Genomic DNA, 19,605 nt, shown 5'->3' with positions numbered 1-19,605 from the left:
CGCGTCTATACCTCGTCGCGCGATTTGGGCGGAAACCGTCCGGTCACACTGCGCGCGATCACCAGCACCAGCAACAGCAAGGCCAGCACCAGCAGCTCGTTGGTGGAAAACGCCTTGGCGTAGACCTTGATGAGCATTTCGCGCAGCACGAAAACCGCCGTGACGTCGATCAGGCGGGTAATCCGTATGCGCCGTTCCTTGACGTAATCGATGAACGTGCTGAACAGCTCGATGATGACGAACACGTCCAGCACGCTCGTCACCATGTCGCGGAAATCGCCCTCGTCGAGCGCGCCGCCGCGTATCGTCGGAATCAGGTGCAACAAGGTGATCAGCACGTCGACGAAGGCGAACACCAGCAGCACCAGCATGGTCAGCACCAGGCCGATCACGATGATGTCGATGGTGGTGTCGTAGGCGCCCAGGATCAGGCGCCGCAGGTTCTTTTCATTCATCGTCGAGGCCCCCTGTCGATCGCCTATTGTGCCATCGGCCGGGCAGCCGCAGACCACGGCATGGCGCAACCGGCCCGCACCTGCGGCGTGGCGCGCTAGTGCGTCACCAGCGCGGCCGGATCCTCGTCGGGTGCCTGCGTCAGATGCAGCCGGGCCGCCTCGATCCGGTTCCGGCCGTTGCGCTTGGCGGCATACAGCAGCCGGTCGACCTGCTCGACGTAGTCGCTGGCCTCGGTCCTGGCGGCCACGGTGGTGCCGACGCCGAAGCTGGCGGTCACGTAGTCGCCGACCGCCGATTGTGCATGGTCGATACGCAGCTGGCGAATCCGTTCGGCACACTCCTCGGCCAGCGCGCGTGCGGTGGCTTCGTCGGTTTCCGGCAGCAGCAGGATGAACTCCTCGCCACCGAAGCGGGACACCACGTCACGCGGCCGTCCGGCAACATCTTTCAGCACGCCGGCGACGGCCTTCAGACACGCGTCGCCGGCGATGTGCCCGTAGCAGTCGTTGTATTGCTTGAAGTAGTCCAGGTCCAGCACGATCAGCGACAGCGGCTTGCCGCTGCGCCTGGACTCGCTCCATTCCACGTCGAGCCGCTGGTCGAACATGCGCCGGTTGGAGATACCCGTCAGGCCGTCGGTCAGGGAAAGCTGTTCGAGTTCCTTCTGCAGCCGCAGCAGTTCGTCCTCGGCCTTCTTGCGCTCGTTGATGTCGAACATGAAACCGATCAGGCAGTCGACCTCGCCATCCTCGGTACGGACCACATGCACCACGTCGCGGATCCAGACATAACCGCCGTCGCTGGTCAGCGCGCGGTAGTCCGCTTCGTGGTCTACGCCGGCCTTGGACTGCGACACGCAGAAGTTCACCACCCGCTCGCGGTCGTCCGGATGAATGCGCATGGCCCAGTCCTCGACGGTGGCCCAGCTGCCCTGCTCCCAGCCCAGCAACGGCTCGATCTGCGGACCGATGTAGGCGAACCGCATGCTTGTCCAGTCGATTTTCCAGGGAATGGCGTTGGTCGATTCCAGCAAGGTCTTGTAGACCGCCTGGTCGTCGCCAAAGGCAAAGGCATCGTACTCGGGCGTGAATCGGGTCGTTGACGTGGTGTTCATGGCCGGGTTCTCGGAGCAGGGCGTCGGCAGACAATACACTGCTTTCGACCCTGCCAACGGCCGACCCGGGCCTTACGGCGATGGCGCCACGCCCAGTGCCTGCGCCACCTGCAGCGCGACCGCATGACTGTTCCCGAGCGGCCGGTCCGGATAGACCGTGTCGCGGCGGTTCCAGGCCTCGCCGAAGGCGTACCAGTCGATCCTGCGCACCGGCTTGCCGCTGCGCAGACTGTCGTCCAGCGCAGCGAAATACAGCTGCCAGCGACGGCGGTAGTAGTCGCGGGTCAGTCCGGCCCAGTCGCGGTTGCCGTAGTCGTGCAGCTCGGCACCCTCGCTGGCCTGGCGGTGGCCCCAGGTGGTCAGCAGCGAACGCGCGTCGTACTGCAGCTTCGCCCGCTCGGCCGGACTGCTGGCCCAGCCTTCGAGGTGCTTCAGCCAGCTGCCCAGCAGGAAGTGGCGGTCGGTGGCGAGCAGCGCGTCCTGCAGATCCATCAGCTGCAGCCAGCGTGCACTGAGACGTTCGAATCGCGGGCGGTCCCTCGCGTCGAAGGCGACCTTTATCCGCGGCAGCAGCACACGGCTTTCGTTGGCCAGCGCCTGCCTGGCGACGTCGACCAGGTCGTAGCGGTAGGTCGCGGTGTCGCGCAGCGCGGGCGCGACCTCCAGCAGCTGCGTGAGCGCACCTCTGAACTCTGCCGGGTCGTAGCGCATCGACTCGGGCGACCAGTGCGACGCCTGCTTCGCGTCGAGGCTGGGCTGGGCGTCGAACAGGGATTCCTGCGCTGCGTCGCGCTCGCTGTTGAACACGACGCTGTGCGTGCGCAGCGCGTAGGCCGTGCGCAGCAGGATGCGCCAGGCCGCCAGCGCGTGCGGGTCGGCCGCGCCGTAGCGGCGCCGCACATACGCGGCGGTCCACACCCGGGCATCCACCGGCGCGCGATGCCAGGCCATCTCGGTGAACAGGTCGAAGATGAAGGGGTTGGTGTCCAGCCCCTCGGTGAATACCGCGGTACCGACCATGTTCGGGTTGGTGCGCGCCATCCGCGGCAGGCGGGTGGTGTAGTTGGCCAGATCGGTACCGAGGGTGGTGCGCCCCCCGAATTCCCAGATGCCGCCGAACAGGAACGGCGCGTGCTGGAAGTCTTTCCAGCGATGATCGCGGCGCACCCGGTTGTGGTCGATGTCGACGATCAGCAGGTGCGCGCGGTCCACGCCCGAAAGCAGCGCCTGGCGCGGATTGCCCTGCCACGCCAGCATCATCCACGACGCCCCCGGATGGGCTCGCTCCAGTGCGGCCTGCACCGCATGCGCACCGGGCCCCACCGGCACGTCGCCGGAGGTGCCGCCTTCCTGGAACACTTCCATGTCGTAGATCGAGCTGTCGCCGAACAGTTCGCGCTGGTGCCTGTAGTAGTCGGCGGCGATGCGCGCGAACATCGGGTCGCGTGGATCCAGCCAGCCCGGCCGAATGAACCCGGCCCAGCGGCCCTGCGGAATCACGTGGCTGTGCGGGAAGCGCGTGGCGAAGTCGGCCGGCACGATGCCGTAGAAACCCGGCAGCACCGGCGTGATGCCCAGCGCACGCAGGCGCCGGATGATGCGCTGCGCCGAGTGCATGCGCCGGTCCATCAGCGCTTGGCTCATCGGTCCGTCGAAACAGCACAGGTTGCCCATCAGCTGCCAGTTCTGGTGCGCCGGCTGGGTCAGCCAGCGGCGGATCGCCGTATCGGAATAGCCGAAGTCGCGGAAGGTGCGATACAGCACTGCCGCACTGCCACGCTCGACGATCATCGCATTGATGCCGGACAGAGCCATCACATCGATCTCGTGCTGCCAGCGCGCCCAGTGCCAGTACGGCGTGCTGTAGCCGGAGGTGTTCTCGTTCAGCGCATAGCGGTAGCGATACGGCGTCTCGCGCTCGATCACGTGGTCCGGCAACGGCCACCGGGTGAAGTGCCCGAGCCGGTCGCCGTCGGTGGATATCTGCACCCTGGCCACGTATTTCAGATACCAGTTCACCCCGTACAGCAGCGCGCTGATCGAGCTGCCGCGCACACTGATCGCACCATGCTCGTCGGCGATGCGGAAACGCTCGTGCCCCCGGTCGGCCGGCAGCGTGCCCAGCCGGATCTGCGCGGCCAGGCCCGGCACCAGCCGCTGGATCACGCCGCGCGCAGGCGCCACGTCGAAGGCCGGCGCGGCCTTGCCGTGAGCGACCACTGGCATCGCTATCGCGATAGCGCATACGACCCAGGCAAGCATGCTGGCGGTATGGCGCATCGTTGACTCCCCGACCGGCACCACGCCCCAGTATAGACCCCGCCGCCAACCGGCACCGGTGACATCGCGGATGGGTCTTGCGGCGCGGACGCGTTGATCGACGAGCTTCTGGCTGGCGCTCTGTCAGTCGACCGCGACGCTTTCCACGGCCGGCACCAGCGCAGCGGCATCACTCGCTTCCAGCCGTTGCCTGCGCCACCGCCGTACCCGCTCGCGCAGTTGCAGGAAGGGTCGCTCCACCGCGTAGTGCAGACCTGCCCCGACCGCGAGCACGGCCGCGGCATAGATCAACACCGTGGCGTAGCCGTGGCCGTCGACCCAGGCCGCGAAATGCTTGTGCAACGCGCCGTAGACCATCTTGTGGCTCAGGTAGAGGCTGTACGACGCCAGCGCCAGCCAGCGAACCCCAGGCACCTGCCACCGCGACAGCACCCCGCGGCCAGTGGCGGCCGACGCCACCAGGGCCATCATCGCCAATGCCAGCAGCGGATAACCGAAGACATTGCCCGCGAAACTGTAGCGATGCCCGTCGAAGCCGGCCATGCAGATCGCGGTAAGCACGATACCCAGCCCGGCGACACCGTTCGGATGACGCTGGACCCAGGCCCAGCCGCGCGTGCCGTAGCAGCGCATGGCCGCCAGCCCCACGCCGGCCAGCAGGTCGTCCAGTCGCGCATAGGTGGGGTAGTACAGCAGGCGCAGATAGGTGCTGCTGGCATCACCGCCACGCGCCAGCACCGGTTGCAGGCCATGCATCCACAGCACGGCCCGCAACAGCATGCCGCCAAGCACCAGCAGCGCCATCACCAGTGCGGTCTGGCGCCAGCTGCCGCGCCATGCCAGGAGCACCGCCAGCAGCGGGAACAGCACGTAGAACTGTTCCTCCACGCACAACGACCAGGCATGCGAGAAGGCGCTGCGACCCGGGTCGATGAACAGGTTGAGCGTGTAGGTGAGGAACTGCCACAACGGCATCATGCCGCTGGTTTCGCGCGCCGCCGGCCAGGCGACGTAGATCGCCAGCACGACGAAATAGGCAGGCAGCGTGCGGAAACTACGCCGCAGGTAGAAGTCCACGAAATCCAGTCGCCGGCCCGCAGCCAGCGGCGCGAACACCTGGCAGCCGATCAGGAATCCGGACAACGCGAAGAACAGGTCCACGCCCATCCAGCCGCTCCAGCGCAGCACTCCGCCGCCCATGTAGCCGGCCAGATAACTGTGGAACACCATCACCCAGACAATAGCGATCGCGCGCAGCAGATCGAGACCGGAAACACGTGACAAAGACCACCCCCTGGAAGCCTGGCTTGACGCCTGAATGCGTCGATCCGGTCGTTGCGCCGAGCATGGCGGGACGACGGCGCACCGGCACACGAACACGCCGGGAGGATAGCGCGGTCAGCGATCCCTAGGTCGGCTTCCTGGCAGCACGCCGCTTCGTCGGCGGGCGCAGGCTGGACTGGCGCACCACCAGCTTCACCGGCAGCACCGTGCTTTCCGCCGGCTGTCCGCGGATCAGCCGCAGCAGATTGTCGACCAGCACTTCGCCGGCCTGCTTGGTGTCCTGGTGCACGGTGGTCAGCGACGGATTGACGAAGCCGGAGGCCGGGATGTCGTCGAAGCCGACCAGCGCCACGTCGCCGGGCACACTGACGCCCTGCGCACCCATCGCGCGCAATGCACCGATCGCGATCAGATCGCTGGCGGCGAATACCGCATCGAATTCCACATGCCGCGCCAGCAGGGTGGTCATGGCATCGTGCCCCGAGCTTTCGGTGCTTTCGGCATCGACCTGCAGCATCGCCTCGGCCACCAGTCCGTGCTCTTCCAGCGCATGCGCATAACCGCGGTAACGTTCGAAGAATTCCGGGTAGTGGCTGGACGCATCGCCCAGGAAGGCGATGCGACGGCAGCCCTGTTCGACCAGGTGCGTCGCGGCCGCATGTCCACCCTGGTAGTTGTCGCAACCGATGGTGACGTAGGGCTGGCCCTGCAGCACGGCCCCCCAGCGCACGAAGCTGGTGCCCTGCGCCGCCAACTTTTCCAGCCGGTCGCGATAGACCAGGTAATCGCCATAACCCAGCAGGATGATGCCGTCGGCCTTCTTGCTGTCGGCGAAGTCGGCATGCCAGTCGCGCGACATCTGCTGGAACGAGATCAGCAGGTCGTGACCCTGCCGCGCGCAGGCGCGGGTGATCGAGCCCAGTATCGACAGGAAGAACGGGTTGATATGCGATTCGTCGGCGGTGGGGTCCTCGAAGAACAGCAGCGCCAGCGTGCCGGAAAACTTGCGGCGCAGGTTGGACGCGTTCTTGTCCACCGTGTAGTTGAGCGATTCGACCGCGGCCTGCACGCGACGTCGCGTCTCTTCGTTCACCAGCGGACTGCCGCGCAAGGCGCGCGACACCGTGGACTGGGACACGCCAGCCAGGTCAGCGATATCGAACGAGGTGACTCTTTTTTTCGTACCCATGCCTGCCAGGAGTTCCCGCACACGCCAGGCGGAGCTTGCTTGCACCGCGCTTACGCTTTGATCCTAGCCGCAATCGCGGCAATCCCGTGCTGCTGCGCAGCAAGGCCGGTTCTGCTCACACCGCATGGCACCCGGTTGCATGCCCTCGGCCCCATGCATGAAGCGCATCACGAACCCCAGGGATACGTATGCGATGGCCGCTGGTACGCCCATGCACCGAACCCGTCTGCCGCGGCCTGCAGCGCAGGCGCAGGTTCAACGCATCGGATCGAGGGCCTTGCTCTGCGCGGCATCCAGTCGCGCGAAAACCGTGCCGTAGCCGGGCAGGCGCAGTTCGCCGCCGGCGGCCCGCCCCTGCGGCAGACCGTGCCCTTCCAGCAATGGCAGCGTGTCCGTCACGGCCAGCGGCAATGCAATGTCCTCGCCCGACAGGTTGAAGGCCACCAGCAGTGCCTCGTCGCCCAGCGAACGCACGAACGCCAGCACTGGTTCGACCGTATCTAGGAACTGGATTTCGCCCCAGCGCAGTGCCGGCTGATCGCGCCGCCAGCGCATGAAGGCTCGGAAGCCGTTGAGCGTGGACGACGCATCTTTTTCCTGATGCGAAACCGCCAGCACGCGGTGTTCTTCCGGTACCGGCAACCACGGTGCGCCACTGCTGAAGCCGGCATGCGAATCGTCGCGCCACGGCATCGGCGTGCGACAGCCGTCGCGTCCCTTGAACTGCGGCCAGAACGCGATGCCGTAAGGGTCGCGCAACGCTTCGTAGGGCACGTCGGCCTCGGTCAGGCCAAGCTCCTCGCCCTGATAGACGCAGACCGATCCGCGCAGCGAGCACAGCATCGCGGTGAGCATGTTCGCCATCGGCGCGGACGGATGACCGTCGCCCCAGCGCGACAGCACGCGCTCGACGTCGTGATTGGAGATGGCCCAGCACGGCCAGCCCTCGCGCATCTGCTGCTCGAGTCGCTGCACGGTGCCGCGGATATAGGCCGCACTGAAATCGTCGGTGAGCAGCTCGAAGCTGTAGCCCATGTGCAGGCGCCGGCCGCTGGTGTATTCGGCCATCGTCGCCAGCGAATCCTCGGACGAAATTTCGCCGAGTGCGGCCACGTCGCGGTAGCGGTCCAGCAACACGCGCAGCTGCTCCAGGAACGGAATGTTCTCGGGCTGGGTGTTGTTGTAGTAGTGGTACTGGAAGGCGTAGGGGTTGTCCGGACTGAAGCCGCGCCCCACGCGCTTGTCTTTCGGCTTGGGCGGGTTGTCGCGCAGCTGCGCGTCGTGGAAGCAGAAGTTGATCGCGTCCAGGCGCAGACCGTCCACGCCCTTGTCCAGCCAGAACTTCACGTTGTCCAGCACGGCCGCACGCACGTCCGGATGATGGAAGTTGAGATCCGGCTGGGCGGTCAAGAAATTGTGCAGGTAGTACTGGCCACGGCGCGGCTCCCACTGCCAAGCCGTGCCGCCGAACAGCGACAGCCAGTTGTTCGGCGGACCGCCATCGTCACGGGCGTCGGCCCAGACGTACCAGTCGGCCTTCGGGTTGTCGCGGCTCTGCCGGCTTTCGCGGAACCAGGCATGTTCGGCCGAGGTATGACTCAGCACCTGGTCGATCATCACCTTCAGGCCCAGCCGGTGCGCCTTGGCCAGCAGCGCATCGAAATCGGCCAGGCTGCCGAACAGCGGATCCACATTGCGGTAGTCGGCGATGTCGTAGCCGAAATCGGCCATCGGCGAAGTAAAGAACGGTGCGATCCAGATACCGTCCACACCCAAGCTGGCCACGTAATCGAGCCGTTCGATGATGCCTGGCAGATCGCCCACGCCGTCGCCATCCGTATCCTGAAAGCTGCGTGGATAGATCTGGTAGATGACGGCTCCGCGCCACCACGGTACTTCGGTCATTGAAACAAGCCCCCACGAACATGAGGCGGGCGTGTCGTCGCCCGTCGATGAATGCGATGCAGCTTAGCCGCAGCCTCAGGGCGACCTGCATGCATATGCATACGTATTCATTCTTGCTGCGCCTGCGTCACGCCATGCCCTGCAAGCGCTCACGCACGAATCACGTTGCCAGCGCAATCGTCAGCAGCAGCAGCACTTGCGACCTGCCGCACAAGGTCTGCGCAAGCCCATGTTGCATCGCGAAAAACGGGCGCAAAGGGCTTGCATGAATACGTATGCAAAAAATGCATGACCACGAAATCCCCGGCCTACCATGCGGCCACGCTGCCGGATAAAGCCTGGCTGCGCACCTGCCGACGGTCGTCGCCGACGGAAGCGCGGGGAATCCAGGAAATAAAGATCAGCGGCGACACCTAAATTTCGTGGGAGGGGAACACATGGTTCTGAAGCACAACATGTTGGCCGTGGCGATCGCATCCGTCTGCTTCGGCATGTTCGGCGCGGCCCATGCCGGCACCGCGCCGGCAACCGGCGCTTCGCAGCAGGACGCCCAGGCGCCGCAGTCGCAGGACGCCAAGGCCGACAACAAGAATGCGAAGTCCGGCAAGCACGCCGTCAAGAAAATGGCTGCCGTGCAGGTCAACGGCTTCCTCAGCAGTATCGAGAACGCTACCGCGCTGAAGCGCAACGCCAGCACCATCGTCGAGGCGGTGTCGGCCGAACAGGTCGGCAAGCTGCCCGGCGCCTCCATCGCCGACGCGCTGGGCCGTCTGCCCGGCCTGGCCGTGCAGACCGTGGACGGTCGTCCGCAGGTGCTGACCATCCATGGCCTGGGTCCCGACTTCTCCACCGCGCTGATCAATGGCGGCCAGCAGGTGTCGACCTCCAACAACCGCGACGTGCAGTTCGACCAGTATCCGTCGAGCTGGTTCGACAACGTGGTGGTGCACCTGAGCCCCGAAGCCAACCTGATCGGCCAGGGCCTGGCCGGCACCGTGGACATGCACACCATCCGCCCGCTCGAGAAGAGCGGCCCGGAAGCGGCGGTGAATGCCAAGTACATCTGGAACGGCATGAACGAGCTGTCCCCGGGCAAGGGCGTCAGCAACAAGGGCTACAACCTCGACGGCGTATGGGTACACCAGTTCGCGGACCACACCGTGGGCGTGACCCTGGGCGTGGACCTGGAGAACAACCCGTCGCAGGTCGAACACCAGGCACCGTGGGGCTATCCGACCGACAGCAACGGCTCCTACGTGGTCGGCGGCGCGAAGAACTACGGCATCACCGACTCGATGAAGCGCAACGGCCTGCTGGCCACCGTGCAGTGGCAGCCGAACCAGTTCTACACCGGCACCGTCGATGTCACCTACGACAACTTCAAGGAAGTGCAGCAGGCCAAGGGCATGGAGCTGCCGCTGCTGTGGGGTTCCAACGTGACGCTTCAGCCGGGCAACGTGGTGGCTGACCCCGTCGCCAAGGGAACGTTCGTGCAGAGCGGCACGTATACCGGCGTGAAGCCGATCGTCCGCAACGACTACAACAGCACATCGGCCCGCGTCTTCAACTTCAACTTCGACAACCAGTTCCACATCAACGAGAACTGGTCGGCCGACCTGGATGCCAACTACTCGCGCGCCACCCGCCGCGACGTGAACCTCGAGAGCTACTCCGGCACCGGCTACAACGGTACCGGCGCCACCGATACGGTCGGCTTCAGCGAGCTGAGCAACGGCATGCTGTACGCCAGCCCGTCGATCGACTACGCCTCCAGCGCCGTGCTGACCGACCCGGACGGCTGGGGTGCCGGCAACGACGTGGTGCAGGCCGGCTTCATCAATGCCCCGCACACCGTCGACTACCTGGCCAACCTGCGCCTGAGCGTGGAGCGCGACTTCACCAGCGGCCCGTTCTCCAGCATGCAGTTCGGCATCGCGCACAGCACCCGCAACAAGACCTACAACATCGAGCAGAACTTCCTGACCCTCGGCGGCGGCTTCATCAGCGGCGGCAATGCCGTGATGTCAGCACCGATCCAGGGCGGCAGCAGCTGCGATCCGCTGGCCTGGATGGGCATCGGAGCTGAGACCTGCTACAACCCGTTCGCGCTGATCGCCAACGGCACCCTGACCGAAGTGCCGGTGTTCATGTCGTCGCTGCCGATCCCGCCGAACTGGAAGGTGCACGAGCGTGACCTGAACCCGTACATCCAGTTCAACCTCGATACCTACCTGGGCAATGTCAGCCTGCGCGGCAACTTCGGCCTGCAGATCGACCGCACCACCCAGACCTCGACGGGTGAGCGCGTGGCACCGAACAGTTCGGTGACCGGCGGCAATACCCAGCTGATCCCGGTGAGCGGCGGTACCACTTACACCCGTTACCTGCCCAGCTTCAACCTGATCTTCGGCCTGACCAGCAGCGACGACATCCGCCTCAGCGCGGCCCGCACGATGGCCCAGCCGCGCATGGATCAGATGAATGCCAGCCAGAGCGTGAGCGGCAACATCACGCACCTGACGTCCACCGATCCGAACCAGGCGTTCTTCAGCTCCTCGGGCGGCAATGCCAGGCTGCTGCCGACCATGGCCGACAACTACAACGTCAGCTACGAGCATTACTTCTCCGGTCCGATCAGCGGCTACAAGTGCAGCTCGGCCGACTCGAAGAACTCGGACCTTTGCCGCAGCGGCGGTGGCGGCTACTTCGCGGTGTCGGGCTACTTCCTGAGCCTGCGTGACTACATCGATCCGAACGCGTCGTACCTGTACAACTTCAGCGCCTTCGTGCCTTCGTACCTGAACGCCGCGCAGCAGGCCCAGCTGGGTACCACCTACGGCATCGTGTCCGGCCCGACCAACGACGGCCATGGCTACGTGAAGGGTGCCCAGGTGACCTTGAACCTGCCGTTCGGCCTGCTGACTCCGAAACTGGACGGCTTCGGCACGATCCTCACCGGCGACCGCACCAAGAGCTCGCTGGTGTATGGCAACAACCCGTCGCCGATCACCGTGCCGGGCCTGTCGAAGTGGGTCGCCAACGGCACGCTGTACTACCAGCATGACGGCTTCGAGGCACGCATCAGCGACAGCTACCGTTCGGACTTCCTGGGCGAGGTGTCGGGCATCAGCGCATCGCGTATCGAGCAGTCGCTGAAGGGCGGCAGCACCTACGATGCACAGGTGAGCTACAGCTTCCAGCACGGCTCGCTGAAGGGCCTGACCCTGATCGCAACCGGGTCCAACCTGTCGAACAAGATCTTCTCCACGTACCAGAACAAAGATCCGCGTCAGGTGCTGATCTGGGAGCGTTACGGCCGCACCTACTCTCTGGGTCTGTCGTACAAGTTCCAGTAAGCACGGCAACACGATTCAGCGTGACTCCCCCGGTGCCCCGTTGCGTAAAAACCAACGGGGCCTTTTTTTCCGCATCGCGGGCACGCCGGACCGGTATGCAGGCGTCATGATGGAAGGGGCATGGGACACGACATGAATGATTCACGCATCAGCAAGGTAGTGATCGTGGGTGGCGGCACCGCCGGCTGGATGGCCGCGGCGCTGCTGGCCCAGGCCTTTGGTCCCGGGCTTTCGATCCGCCTGATCGAGTCCGATGCGATCGGCACCGTCGGAGTCGGCGAGGCCACCATTCCGCAAATCCGCCACGTCGGCCGCTTCCTGGGCATCGACGAAGACGAACTGCTGCGTGCCAGCCACGGCACGATCAAGCTGGCGGTGCAGTTCAACGACTGGGGCAAGCTCGGCGACAGCTACCTGCATGCCTTCAGCGATATCGGCCTGCCGCTGGGCCTGCTGCCGTTCCAGCACTACTGGCTGCGCAGCCGGCGGCAGAACCCGCAGGCACCCGGCCTGTGGGCGTATTCGATCAACGCGGGTGCCGCGGACGCCAACCGCTTCGCGCGGATGGACAAGGTCGGCAACAGTCCGTTGACCGGCATTCGCTATGCCTACCACTTCGATGCAGCCCGCTTCGGCCAGCTGCTGCGCCGGCATGCCGAGCAGCGTGGCGTGGTACGTACCGAGGGCAAGGTGGTGGATGTCACCTTGCGCGATACCGACGGCTTCATCGAATCGGTCACGCTGGACAACGGCGAGATCGTCGACGGTGAACTTTTCCTCGACTGCTCCGGCTTCCGCGGCCTGCTGACCGAAGGCGCGCTGAAGACCGGCTACGAAAGCTGGAAGCACTGGCTGCCGAGCGACAGCGCGCTGGTGGTGCCCAGCGAGCACGGCGCCGTGATCCGTCCCTACACCCAGGCCAGCGCACAGCGGGCGGGCTGGCAGTGGCGGATTCCGCTGCAGCAGCTGGCCAGCAACGGCCATGTCTACTGCAGCCAGTACCTAAGCGACGACGAGGGCGCCGCGATCCTGCTGCGTAACCTGGAAGGTCCCGCGCTGGGCGAACCGCGCCAGTTGCGCTTCCACACCGGCATCCGCAAGCAGATCTGGAACCGCAACTGCATCGCCATGGGCCTGGCCAGCGGCTTCATCGAGCCACTGGAGTCGACCAGCATCCACCTGATGCAGTCGGCGGTGGCGCGCCTGCTGACGATGTTCCCGGACCGCTCGTTCGACCCGACCCTGATCGCCGAATACAACCGCAAGACCCGCGCCGAGTACGAACAGACGCGCGACTTCATCATCCTGCACTATCACGCCAACCAGCGCGACGACAGTCCGTTCTGGCGCGAGTGCGCGAACATGTCGGTGCCCGGCGACCTGGCCCACCGCATCCAGCTGTTCCGCCAGCACGCGCACATTTTCCGCGAGGGCGAGGAGCTGTTCACCGAGATGGGCTGGCTGCAGGTGCTGATCGGCCAGCGCGTCGTGCCCGAACGCTACCACCCGCTCGCCGATGCGCTGCCGCAGGCGCAGCTCGACGAATTCCTCGGCAACATCCGCACCATCGTGCAGCGCGCCGTGGCCACCATGCCCACGCATGCCGAGTTCATCGCCAGGCATTTCAGCGAGGTGCCGGCGTGATGCGCCCGGCACCTGCAACGCCCGGCCACAGCCTCATCCAACGGAGTACACGATGATCCGTCGCCGCACCGTCACTCGCCTGTTCGTCGCCATGCTTGCGCTGGGCATCGGCTATGCACAGCCCGCCCGGGCCACGACGCCCACCCCAGCGGTTGCCTCGAAAACGGCGCCGTCCGACGTGTACTACGAGATCTTCGTGCGCAGCTGGTACGACACCAACCACGATGGCATCGGCGATCTCAACGGCGTCACCGCCAAGCTGGATTACCTGAAGTCGCTGGGTGTCGACGGCATCTGGCTGATGCCGATCAACGCCTCGCCCAGCTACCACGGCTACGACATCACCAACTACGAGGCGATCAACCCGCAGTACGGCACCATGCAGGGCTTCCACCGCCTGATCGCCGCCGCGCACAAACGCGGCATCAAGGTGATCATGGACATGGTGATCAACCACACCAGCGACCAGCATCCCTGGTTCAAGGCCGCGCTGAATCCCCGAGACCCGCACCACAACTGGTACGTGTGGGCCAAGCCGGGCACCGACCTGCATGCGCTCAGCCCCACCTACGGACCGGCGTGGCACCGCGCGCCCAACGGCCAGTATTACCTGGGCGTTTTCGACAGCCATATGCCCGACCTCAACTACGACAACCCCGCCGTGCGCAAGGCCATGATCGGCGTGGGCCAATTCTGGCTGCGTCAGGGCGTGGACGGCTTCCGCCTGGATGCCGCGCAGCACATCTACGACAACTTCCTGAGCGACATGCACAGCCCGGTGGCGCTGGCCAAGAACCTCGCCTGGTGGCGCGAGTACGACCAGGGTCTGAAGAAGGTCGACCCGAACGTATGGCTGGTCGGCGAGGTGTGGCGGCAGAACCCCGACAACCTCACGCCCTACATGGGCAAGTTGAACGCGGTGTTCAACTTCCCGTTGTCCACACAGCTGCTCACCAGCGTGGAGCAGGAACGCGACCTGGGCATCGGCCGCGGCATGGCCTATGTCGACGCCGCCTACCGCAAGGAGGACGGCGGCCATTTCGACGACGCCCCGTTCCTGTCCAATCACGACCAGGAGCGGGTGATGAGCCAGCTTGGCGGCAACATGGCGCACATGCGAGTGGCCGCCGCGCTGCTGATGACCGTGCCCGGCCATGCCTTCGTCTACTACGGCGAGGAACTGGGCATGCGCGGCCAGAAACCGGACCCGCACCTGCGCGAACCGATGCGCTGGTACCGCAGCGGCAACGGCCCCGGCCAGACCCACTGGGAACCCTGGACCGCCGGCGACGGCCCGCAGGTCTCGGTGCAAGCGGAGCAGGCTGACCCGCACTCGCTGCTCAACCTCTATCGCACCCTGATCGGCTGGCGTAAGCAGGTGAGCGCGCTGCGCGACGGCGTGCTGCATGCCTACCCGGTCGACGACGTGCATGTCGTTGCCTACACCCTGCAGGATGCGCAGTCGCATGTGCTGGTGGTGCACAACCTGTCCGGCAGGCCGCGAACGATCGCGGTGCATGGCAGCGGCGGCGACGATTTCGGCCGCATCCTGCTGCAGACCGGCGCCACCGCGACGCTGCACCACGGCTCGCTGCACCTGCCGCCCTACACCACCATGATCCTGCATTGATCCGCCTGGACTTCACTGGACGAACCATGAAAAAAACAATGATCCGCGCGATGGCCGCCTGCGGCCTGCTCATGTCCACCGTGCCGGCGCTGGCTTCCGGCCTCGACGACGGTGCCTTCCATCTCGACCATGCCAGCACCCACGGGCTGGAACTGGCGCGCGGCGCCGACCGCATCCAGATCCGCTTCCTGGCACCGAACGTGCTGGACGTGCATGGCATGCCCGACGGCAAGCAGACCCCGCCGGGCATCGTGATGAACCCGCACCCGGTGCTCACCGGCAACGTCACGGCCAGCCTGAAGCAGGACGCACATGACGTCACGCTCAGCACCGCCGGCATGGTGGTGACCTGGGACAAGCGCAAGGCGCGGCTCATCGTTGCCGACGCGCAGGGGCACGAACTTCTGCATACCGACCCGACCACGCTGATGGCCGGCCGCATCGTGCTTAACCACGACGGCAGCGACCCGTTCTACGGCATCGGTGGCTACGATGCGTTCCAGCCGGCACCGGGCGGCATCCTGCGTGCGGGCAACCAGATCGCCGTCGCCGGGCAGCAGGGCCACCCCGGCGCGCCGTTCGTGTGGAGTACGCGCGGCTACGGCGTGCTGGTCGACACCGTCGGCGCGCATTTCGATCTGGTCGGCGGCAGCGCCAGCATCGACCAGCTGAACCGCAAGGACGTCGACTACGACATCATCGTGGGCCCGCCGCCGAAGATCTTCGATGCACTGTCCAAGCTCAGCGGGCCGTCGCCGATGTTCCCGAAATGGGCCATGGGCTTCACCAACAGCCAGTGGGGCATCGACCAGAAGGAACTGCTCGACATCGTCGACACGTATCGCGCCAAGCACATTCCGATCGACAACTTCACCATCGACTTCGACTGGAAAGCCTGGGGCCAGGACAACTACGGCGAGTTCCGCTGGAACGCCACCAAGTTCCCCGGTGGCCCGGACGGCAAGCTGAAGGCCGAACTCACCGCCAAGGGCATGCACCTCACCGGCATCATGAAGCCGCGCATCCACGTGGACACGGTCGAGGGCCGCTACGCCCAGGCGCATGACTTCTGGTTCCCGGATTTCCCCGCCGAGGAAGACTATTTCTCGCACAAGCCGGTGCGCGAGCTGGACTTCGACAAGCCTGCCGTGCGCGCGTGGTTCTTCAATGCCGCACTGAAGCATTCGTTCGATACCGGCATCGTCGGCTGGTGGAACGACGAAGCCGACGACACCGGCTCCAGCACCCAGTTCCTCAACATGGAGCGTTCGCTGTACGACGGCCAGCGCGCTTATTCGCCGCTGCGCGTGTGGTCGATCAACCGCGACTTCTACCTGGGCGCCCAGCGCTACGCCTACGGTCTGTGGTCCGGCGACATCAACACCGGCTTCGCCAGCATGGCCGCACAACGCCAGCGCATGCTCAGCGCGATCGATACCGGCGAAATGAAGTGGGGCATGGACGGCGGCGGCTTCAACGGGCATCCGTCAGACGAGAACTACGCCCGCTGGATCGAGTTCGGCGCGTTCACCCCGATCTTCCGCGTGCACGGCACGCATGACGAGAAGCGCCAGCCGTGGCGCTACGGCCCGATCGCCGAGGCGGCGGCGACCAAGGCGATCCGCCTGCGCTACGCGCTGCTGCCTTACATCTACGCCTACGAGCATGGCCTGCACGTCGACGGCGTCGGCCTGGTGCGTCCGCTGACCTTCGCCTGGCCGGACGACCCGAAGGTGCGCAACGACATCAGCGCGTGGATGTTCGGCGACAGCCTGCTGGTGTCCCCGGTGGTGAAGCAGGGCCAGACGGTCAAGCACATCTACCTGCCCGCCGGTCGCTGGACCGACTGGTTCACCGGCAAGGTTTACCAGGGTGGCCAGAGCATCGCCTATGCCGTCGATGCGACCCACTGGAGCGACATCCCACTGTTCATCCGCGACGGCGCCATCATTCCGATGCAGCCGGTGATGGACTACGTGGGCGAGCATCCGGTGACCGAGGTGACCGTGCAGGTGTTCCCCGCCGACCGTGCCACCCGCTTCGACTACTACGACGACGACGGCAGCACCTACGCCTACGAACATGGCGTGTACTTCTCGCAGGAGCTGGGCACGCAACGCACGGGCAACGAGGTGACATTCACCACGAAGGCACCGAGCGGCACTTACAAGCCGGCCCTGAAGGACTACCTGGTGGCCATCCACGGCATCACCGCCAGGAGCGTCGACAGCGGACAGGGTGGCCTGCACGCCTACGCCAGCGCCGATGCGCTGAAGGCCGCCACCGGCGAGGGCTGGGCCACCGGTACCGACCGCTACGGTCCGGTCACCTGGGTACGGCTGACGTCCGGCCAGGCGCGCAGCGTGACGCTGCACGGCGCCACGGCGCATTGATTCACCCGGGCGGCCATCCAGCGCGGATGGTCGCCCGGCCGATCGACACCATCGCCACGCACGCCTATGCCGGACCTGGGCGCCGGCCCGCGTGGCGGCCACCGCCCAGACACTGAGGGGCCTGTCCGCGTTGTTCCGTTCCCGTGCAGGGTGCCGCAGGGGACCCGCGACCGAGAAGCATGCGGGTCGGCAGGCACGACGATGCGGAAACCCCGGCCAGCGCCCAGGGGAGAGAAGCACCATGCTCGATCATGCACGTCGTCATCGCATCAACCCCATTGCCGCCGCGCTTTGCCTCGCACTCGTCGCCACGGCGGCGGCGTGGAGTCGCCCGGCCGCGGCGGCCAGCAACGACAACAACGTAGAGTGGAACGGCCTGTTCGCAGACCAGGGCCCGCTGTACGACAACCACCCCGAGCCCACCGCAACCCAGGCGGTGACGCTGACACTTCGCACCTTCAAGAACGACATCACCAGCGCCAACATCAAGTACTACGACAGCGCCGACGGCCAATTCCACTGGGTGGCAATGCACTGGGTCTCGAATGACCCCACCGGCGTGTTCGATTACTGGCAGGGCACCATTCCGGCCAGCAGCTCCGAGAAGTACTACCGCTTCCAGATCAACGACGGCACCGCCACTGCGTGGCTCAATGCGGCGGGCATCACCAGCAGCGAGCCGTCTGCGGGCGACTTCTTCATCATCCCCGGTTTCAAGACGCCGGACTGGATGAAGAATGGCGTGGTCTACCAGATCTTCCCCGACCGCTTCTACGACGGCGATACCAGCAACGACGTCACCAACGGACAGTTCACCTATGCCGGCTGCGCTACCGAGCAGCATGCCTGGGGCAGCAGCGTGTTCGCCAACGTCAACGGCTGCAACAGCGAGGTGTTCTTCGGCGGCGACCTGCAGGGCGTGATCGACAAGCTCGGCTACATCAAGAACACGCTGGGCGCCGACATCATCTATCTGAACCCGATCTTCGAGTCGCCCACCAACCACAAGTACGACACCGAGGACTATTACACCGTCGACCCGGCCTTCGGCACGAATGCGCTGCTGCAGACGCTGATCAGTGACATCCACAGCACCAGCAACGGGCCCGAGGGCTACCTGATCTTGGACGGCGTGTTCAACCACACCGGCGACACCAACCAGTGGTTCGACAAGTACAACTGGTGGAGCACCAATGGCGCCTACGAGTCGCAGTCCAGCCCCTGGTACAGCTACTACACCTTCCAGCAGTGGCCGGACAGCTACAGCACCTTCTTCGGTATCGGCTCGATGCCCAAGCTCGACTACGGCACCACCGGCTCGGCCGTGCGCGAACAGATCTACGGCAGCAGCACCTCGGTGATGCAGACCTACCTGAAGTCGCCCTACGGTATCGACGGCTGGCGACTGGATGCCGCGCAGTACCTGGATGCCGACGGCAACAACGGCAGCGACGCCACCAATCACCAGATCATGCAGGAGATGCGCAGCGCCGTGCTGTCGGTGAACCCGAACGCCGAGATCCTCGGCGAATACTGGGGCGACGCCTCGGCGTGGCTGGACGACGGCACCGAGTGGGACGGCGCGATGAACTACAACGGCTTCCTGCAGCCGGTGTCGGAGTGGATCTGCGGCGAGGACGAGAGCGGCAACAGCGCGTCGATCCCGGCCAGCCAGTTCGACAGCTGGCTGCACGGCACCCGCGCCGACCTGCCAGTGAGCGTGCAGGAAACCATGACTAACGAGCTGGGCACGCACGATACGCCGCGTTTCGCCACCCGCTGCGGCGGCGACATCTGGAAGACCTACCTGGGCCTGATCTTCCAGATGACCTACATCGGCACGCCGACCATCTACTACGGCGACGAGTACGGCATGCAGGGCGGTGCCGACCCCGACAACCGGCGCACCTTCGACTGGTCGCAGGCCACCACCACCGATGCCGCGGTGGCGCTGACCCAGAAGCTGATCGCGATCCGCAAGGCCTACCCGGCGCTGCGCACCGGCTCGTTCATGACCCTGCTGACCGACGACACCAACCACCTCTATGCGTTCGGCCGCTTCGACGCGACCAACCGCATCGCGGTGGCGTTGAACAACGACTCGGTATCGCACACCATCACGGTACCGGTCTGGCAGCTCAGCATGCTCAACGGCAGCACCGTCACCGATCTGCTCAGCGGCAACACCTACACCGTCACCAACGGCAACGTCACGGTGACGGTCGACGGCCATTACGGCGCCATCCTGGCGCAGTAGGCGAGCAGCGTCGATCCGCTGTCCTGGCGGAGTCGCAGCGACTCCGCCAGGATGTTCCACCCAAGTTCCAGAGGCAGGCGTACCGTGACCCATCCGC

Annotated in this window: 12 protein-coding genes; 6 read left to right on the top strand and 6 right to left on the bottom strand. The window is 65.5% G+C overall.

Annotation, left to right across the window (positions count from 1 at the left end):
* Positions 1–5 precede the first annotated feature (5 nt).
* The 6 genes from RA164_RS00310 to RA164_RS00285 all read right to left on the bottom strand — a co-directional run bounded on the left by RA164_RS00310 (position 6) and on the right by RA164_RS00285 (position 8,228).
* Complete coding sequence (locus RA164_RS00310) at positions 6–455, bottom strand: phosphate-starvation-inducible PsiE family protein (protein ID WP_329742001.1); 450 nt, start codon at positions 453–455, stop codon at positions 6–8.
* A gap of 95 nt (positions 456–550) precedes the next feature.
* On the bottom strand, positions 551–1,570 hold the full coding sequence (locus RA164_RS00305) for a GGDEF domain-containing protein (RefSeq protein ID WP_329742000.1): 1,020 nt from the start codon (positions 1,568–1,570) through the stop codon (positions 551–553).
* A 72-nt stretch (positions 1,571–1,642) separates the two neighbouring features.
* Entirely contained in the window at positions 1,643–3,850 is a 2,208-nt protein-coding gene (locus RA164_RS00300) for an alpha-N-acetylglucosaminidase (RefSeq protein WP_329741999.1), read from the bottom strand.
* Between the two features lie 123 nt (positions 3,851–3,973).
* Entirely contained in the window at positions 3,974–5,134 is a 1,161-nt protein-coding gene (locus RA164_RS00295; RefSeq protein ID WP_329741998.1) for an acyltransferase family protein, read from the bottom strand.
* Positions 5,135–5,258: 124 nt separating this feature from the next.
* Positions 5,259–6,323, bottom strand: coding sequence for a LacI family DNA-binding transcriptional regulator (locus RA164_RS00290; protein ID WP_329741997.1), 1,065 nt, complete (start codon positions 6,321–6,323; stop codon positions 5,259–5,261).
* 255 nt (positions 6,324–6,578) lie between these two features.
* Positions 6,579–8,228 (bottom strand): alpha-glucosidase family protein, encoded by a 1,650-nt coding sequence (locus RA164_RS00285; protein WP_329741996.1) that lies wholly within the window; start codon positions 8,226–8,228, stop codon positions 6,579–6,581.
* Between the two features lie 288 nt (positions 8,229–8,516).
* On the opposite strand from RA164_RS00285, the gene RA164_RS00280 reads away from it, so the two are divergent.
* From RA164_RS00280 to RA164_RS00255, 6 genes are all read left to right on the top strand, one after another.
* Complete coding sequence (locus tag RA164_RS00280) at positions 8,517–8,645, top strand: hypothetical protein (protein ID WP_329741995.1); 129 nt, start codon at positions 8,517–8,519, stop codon at positions 8,643–8,645.
* A gap of 20 nt (positions 8,646–8,665) precedes the next feature.
* Positions 8,666–11,584 carry a TonB-dependent receptor gene (locus tag RA164_RS00275; protein WP_329741994.1) on the top strand — a complete coding sequence of 973 codons (2,919 nt, stop codon included), beginning with the start codon at positions 8,666–8,668 and terminating at the stop codon, positions 11,582–11,584.
* 132 nt (positions 11,585–11,716) lie between these two features.
* On the top strand, positions 11,717–13,228 hold the full coding sequence (locus tag RA164_RS00270) for a tryptophan halogenase family protein (protein WP_329741993.1): 1,512 nt from the start codon (positions 11,717–11,719) through the stop codon (positions 13,226–13,228).
* A gap of 52 nt (positions 13,229–13,280) precedes the next feature.
* Positions 13,281–14,858 carry an alpha-amylase family glycosyl hydrolase gene (locus RA164_RS00265; RefSeq protein WP_329741992.1) on the top strand — a complete coding sequence of 526 codons (1,578 nt, stop codon included), beginning with the start codon at positions 13,281–13,283 and terminating at the stop codon, positions 14,856–14,858.
* Between the two features lie 26 nt (positions 14,859–14,884).
* Positions 14,885–17,251, top strand: a complete 2,367-nt coding sequence (locus tag RA164_RS00260) for a TIM-barrel domain-containing protein (protein ID WP_329741991.1) — start codon at positions 14,885–14,887, stop codon at positions 17,249–17,251.
* 241 nt (positions 17,252–17,492) lie between these two features.
* A complete protein-coding gene (locus RA164_RS00255) occupies positions 17,493–19,508 on the top strand; it encodes a glycoside hydrolase family 13 protein (RefSeq protein WP_329741990.1) in 2,016 nt (671 codons plus the stop codon).
* Positions 19,509–19,605 lie beyond the last annotated feature (97 nt).

Source organism: Dyella sp. A6 (genome assembly GCF_036320485.1).
GTDB lineage: Bacteria > Pseudomonadota > Gammaproteobacteria > Xanthomonadales > Rhodanobacteraceae > Rhodanobacter_A > Rhodanobacter_A aluminiiresistens.
This window is presented reverse-complemented; position numbering and strand designations above follow the sequence as displayed.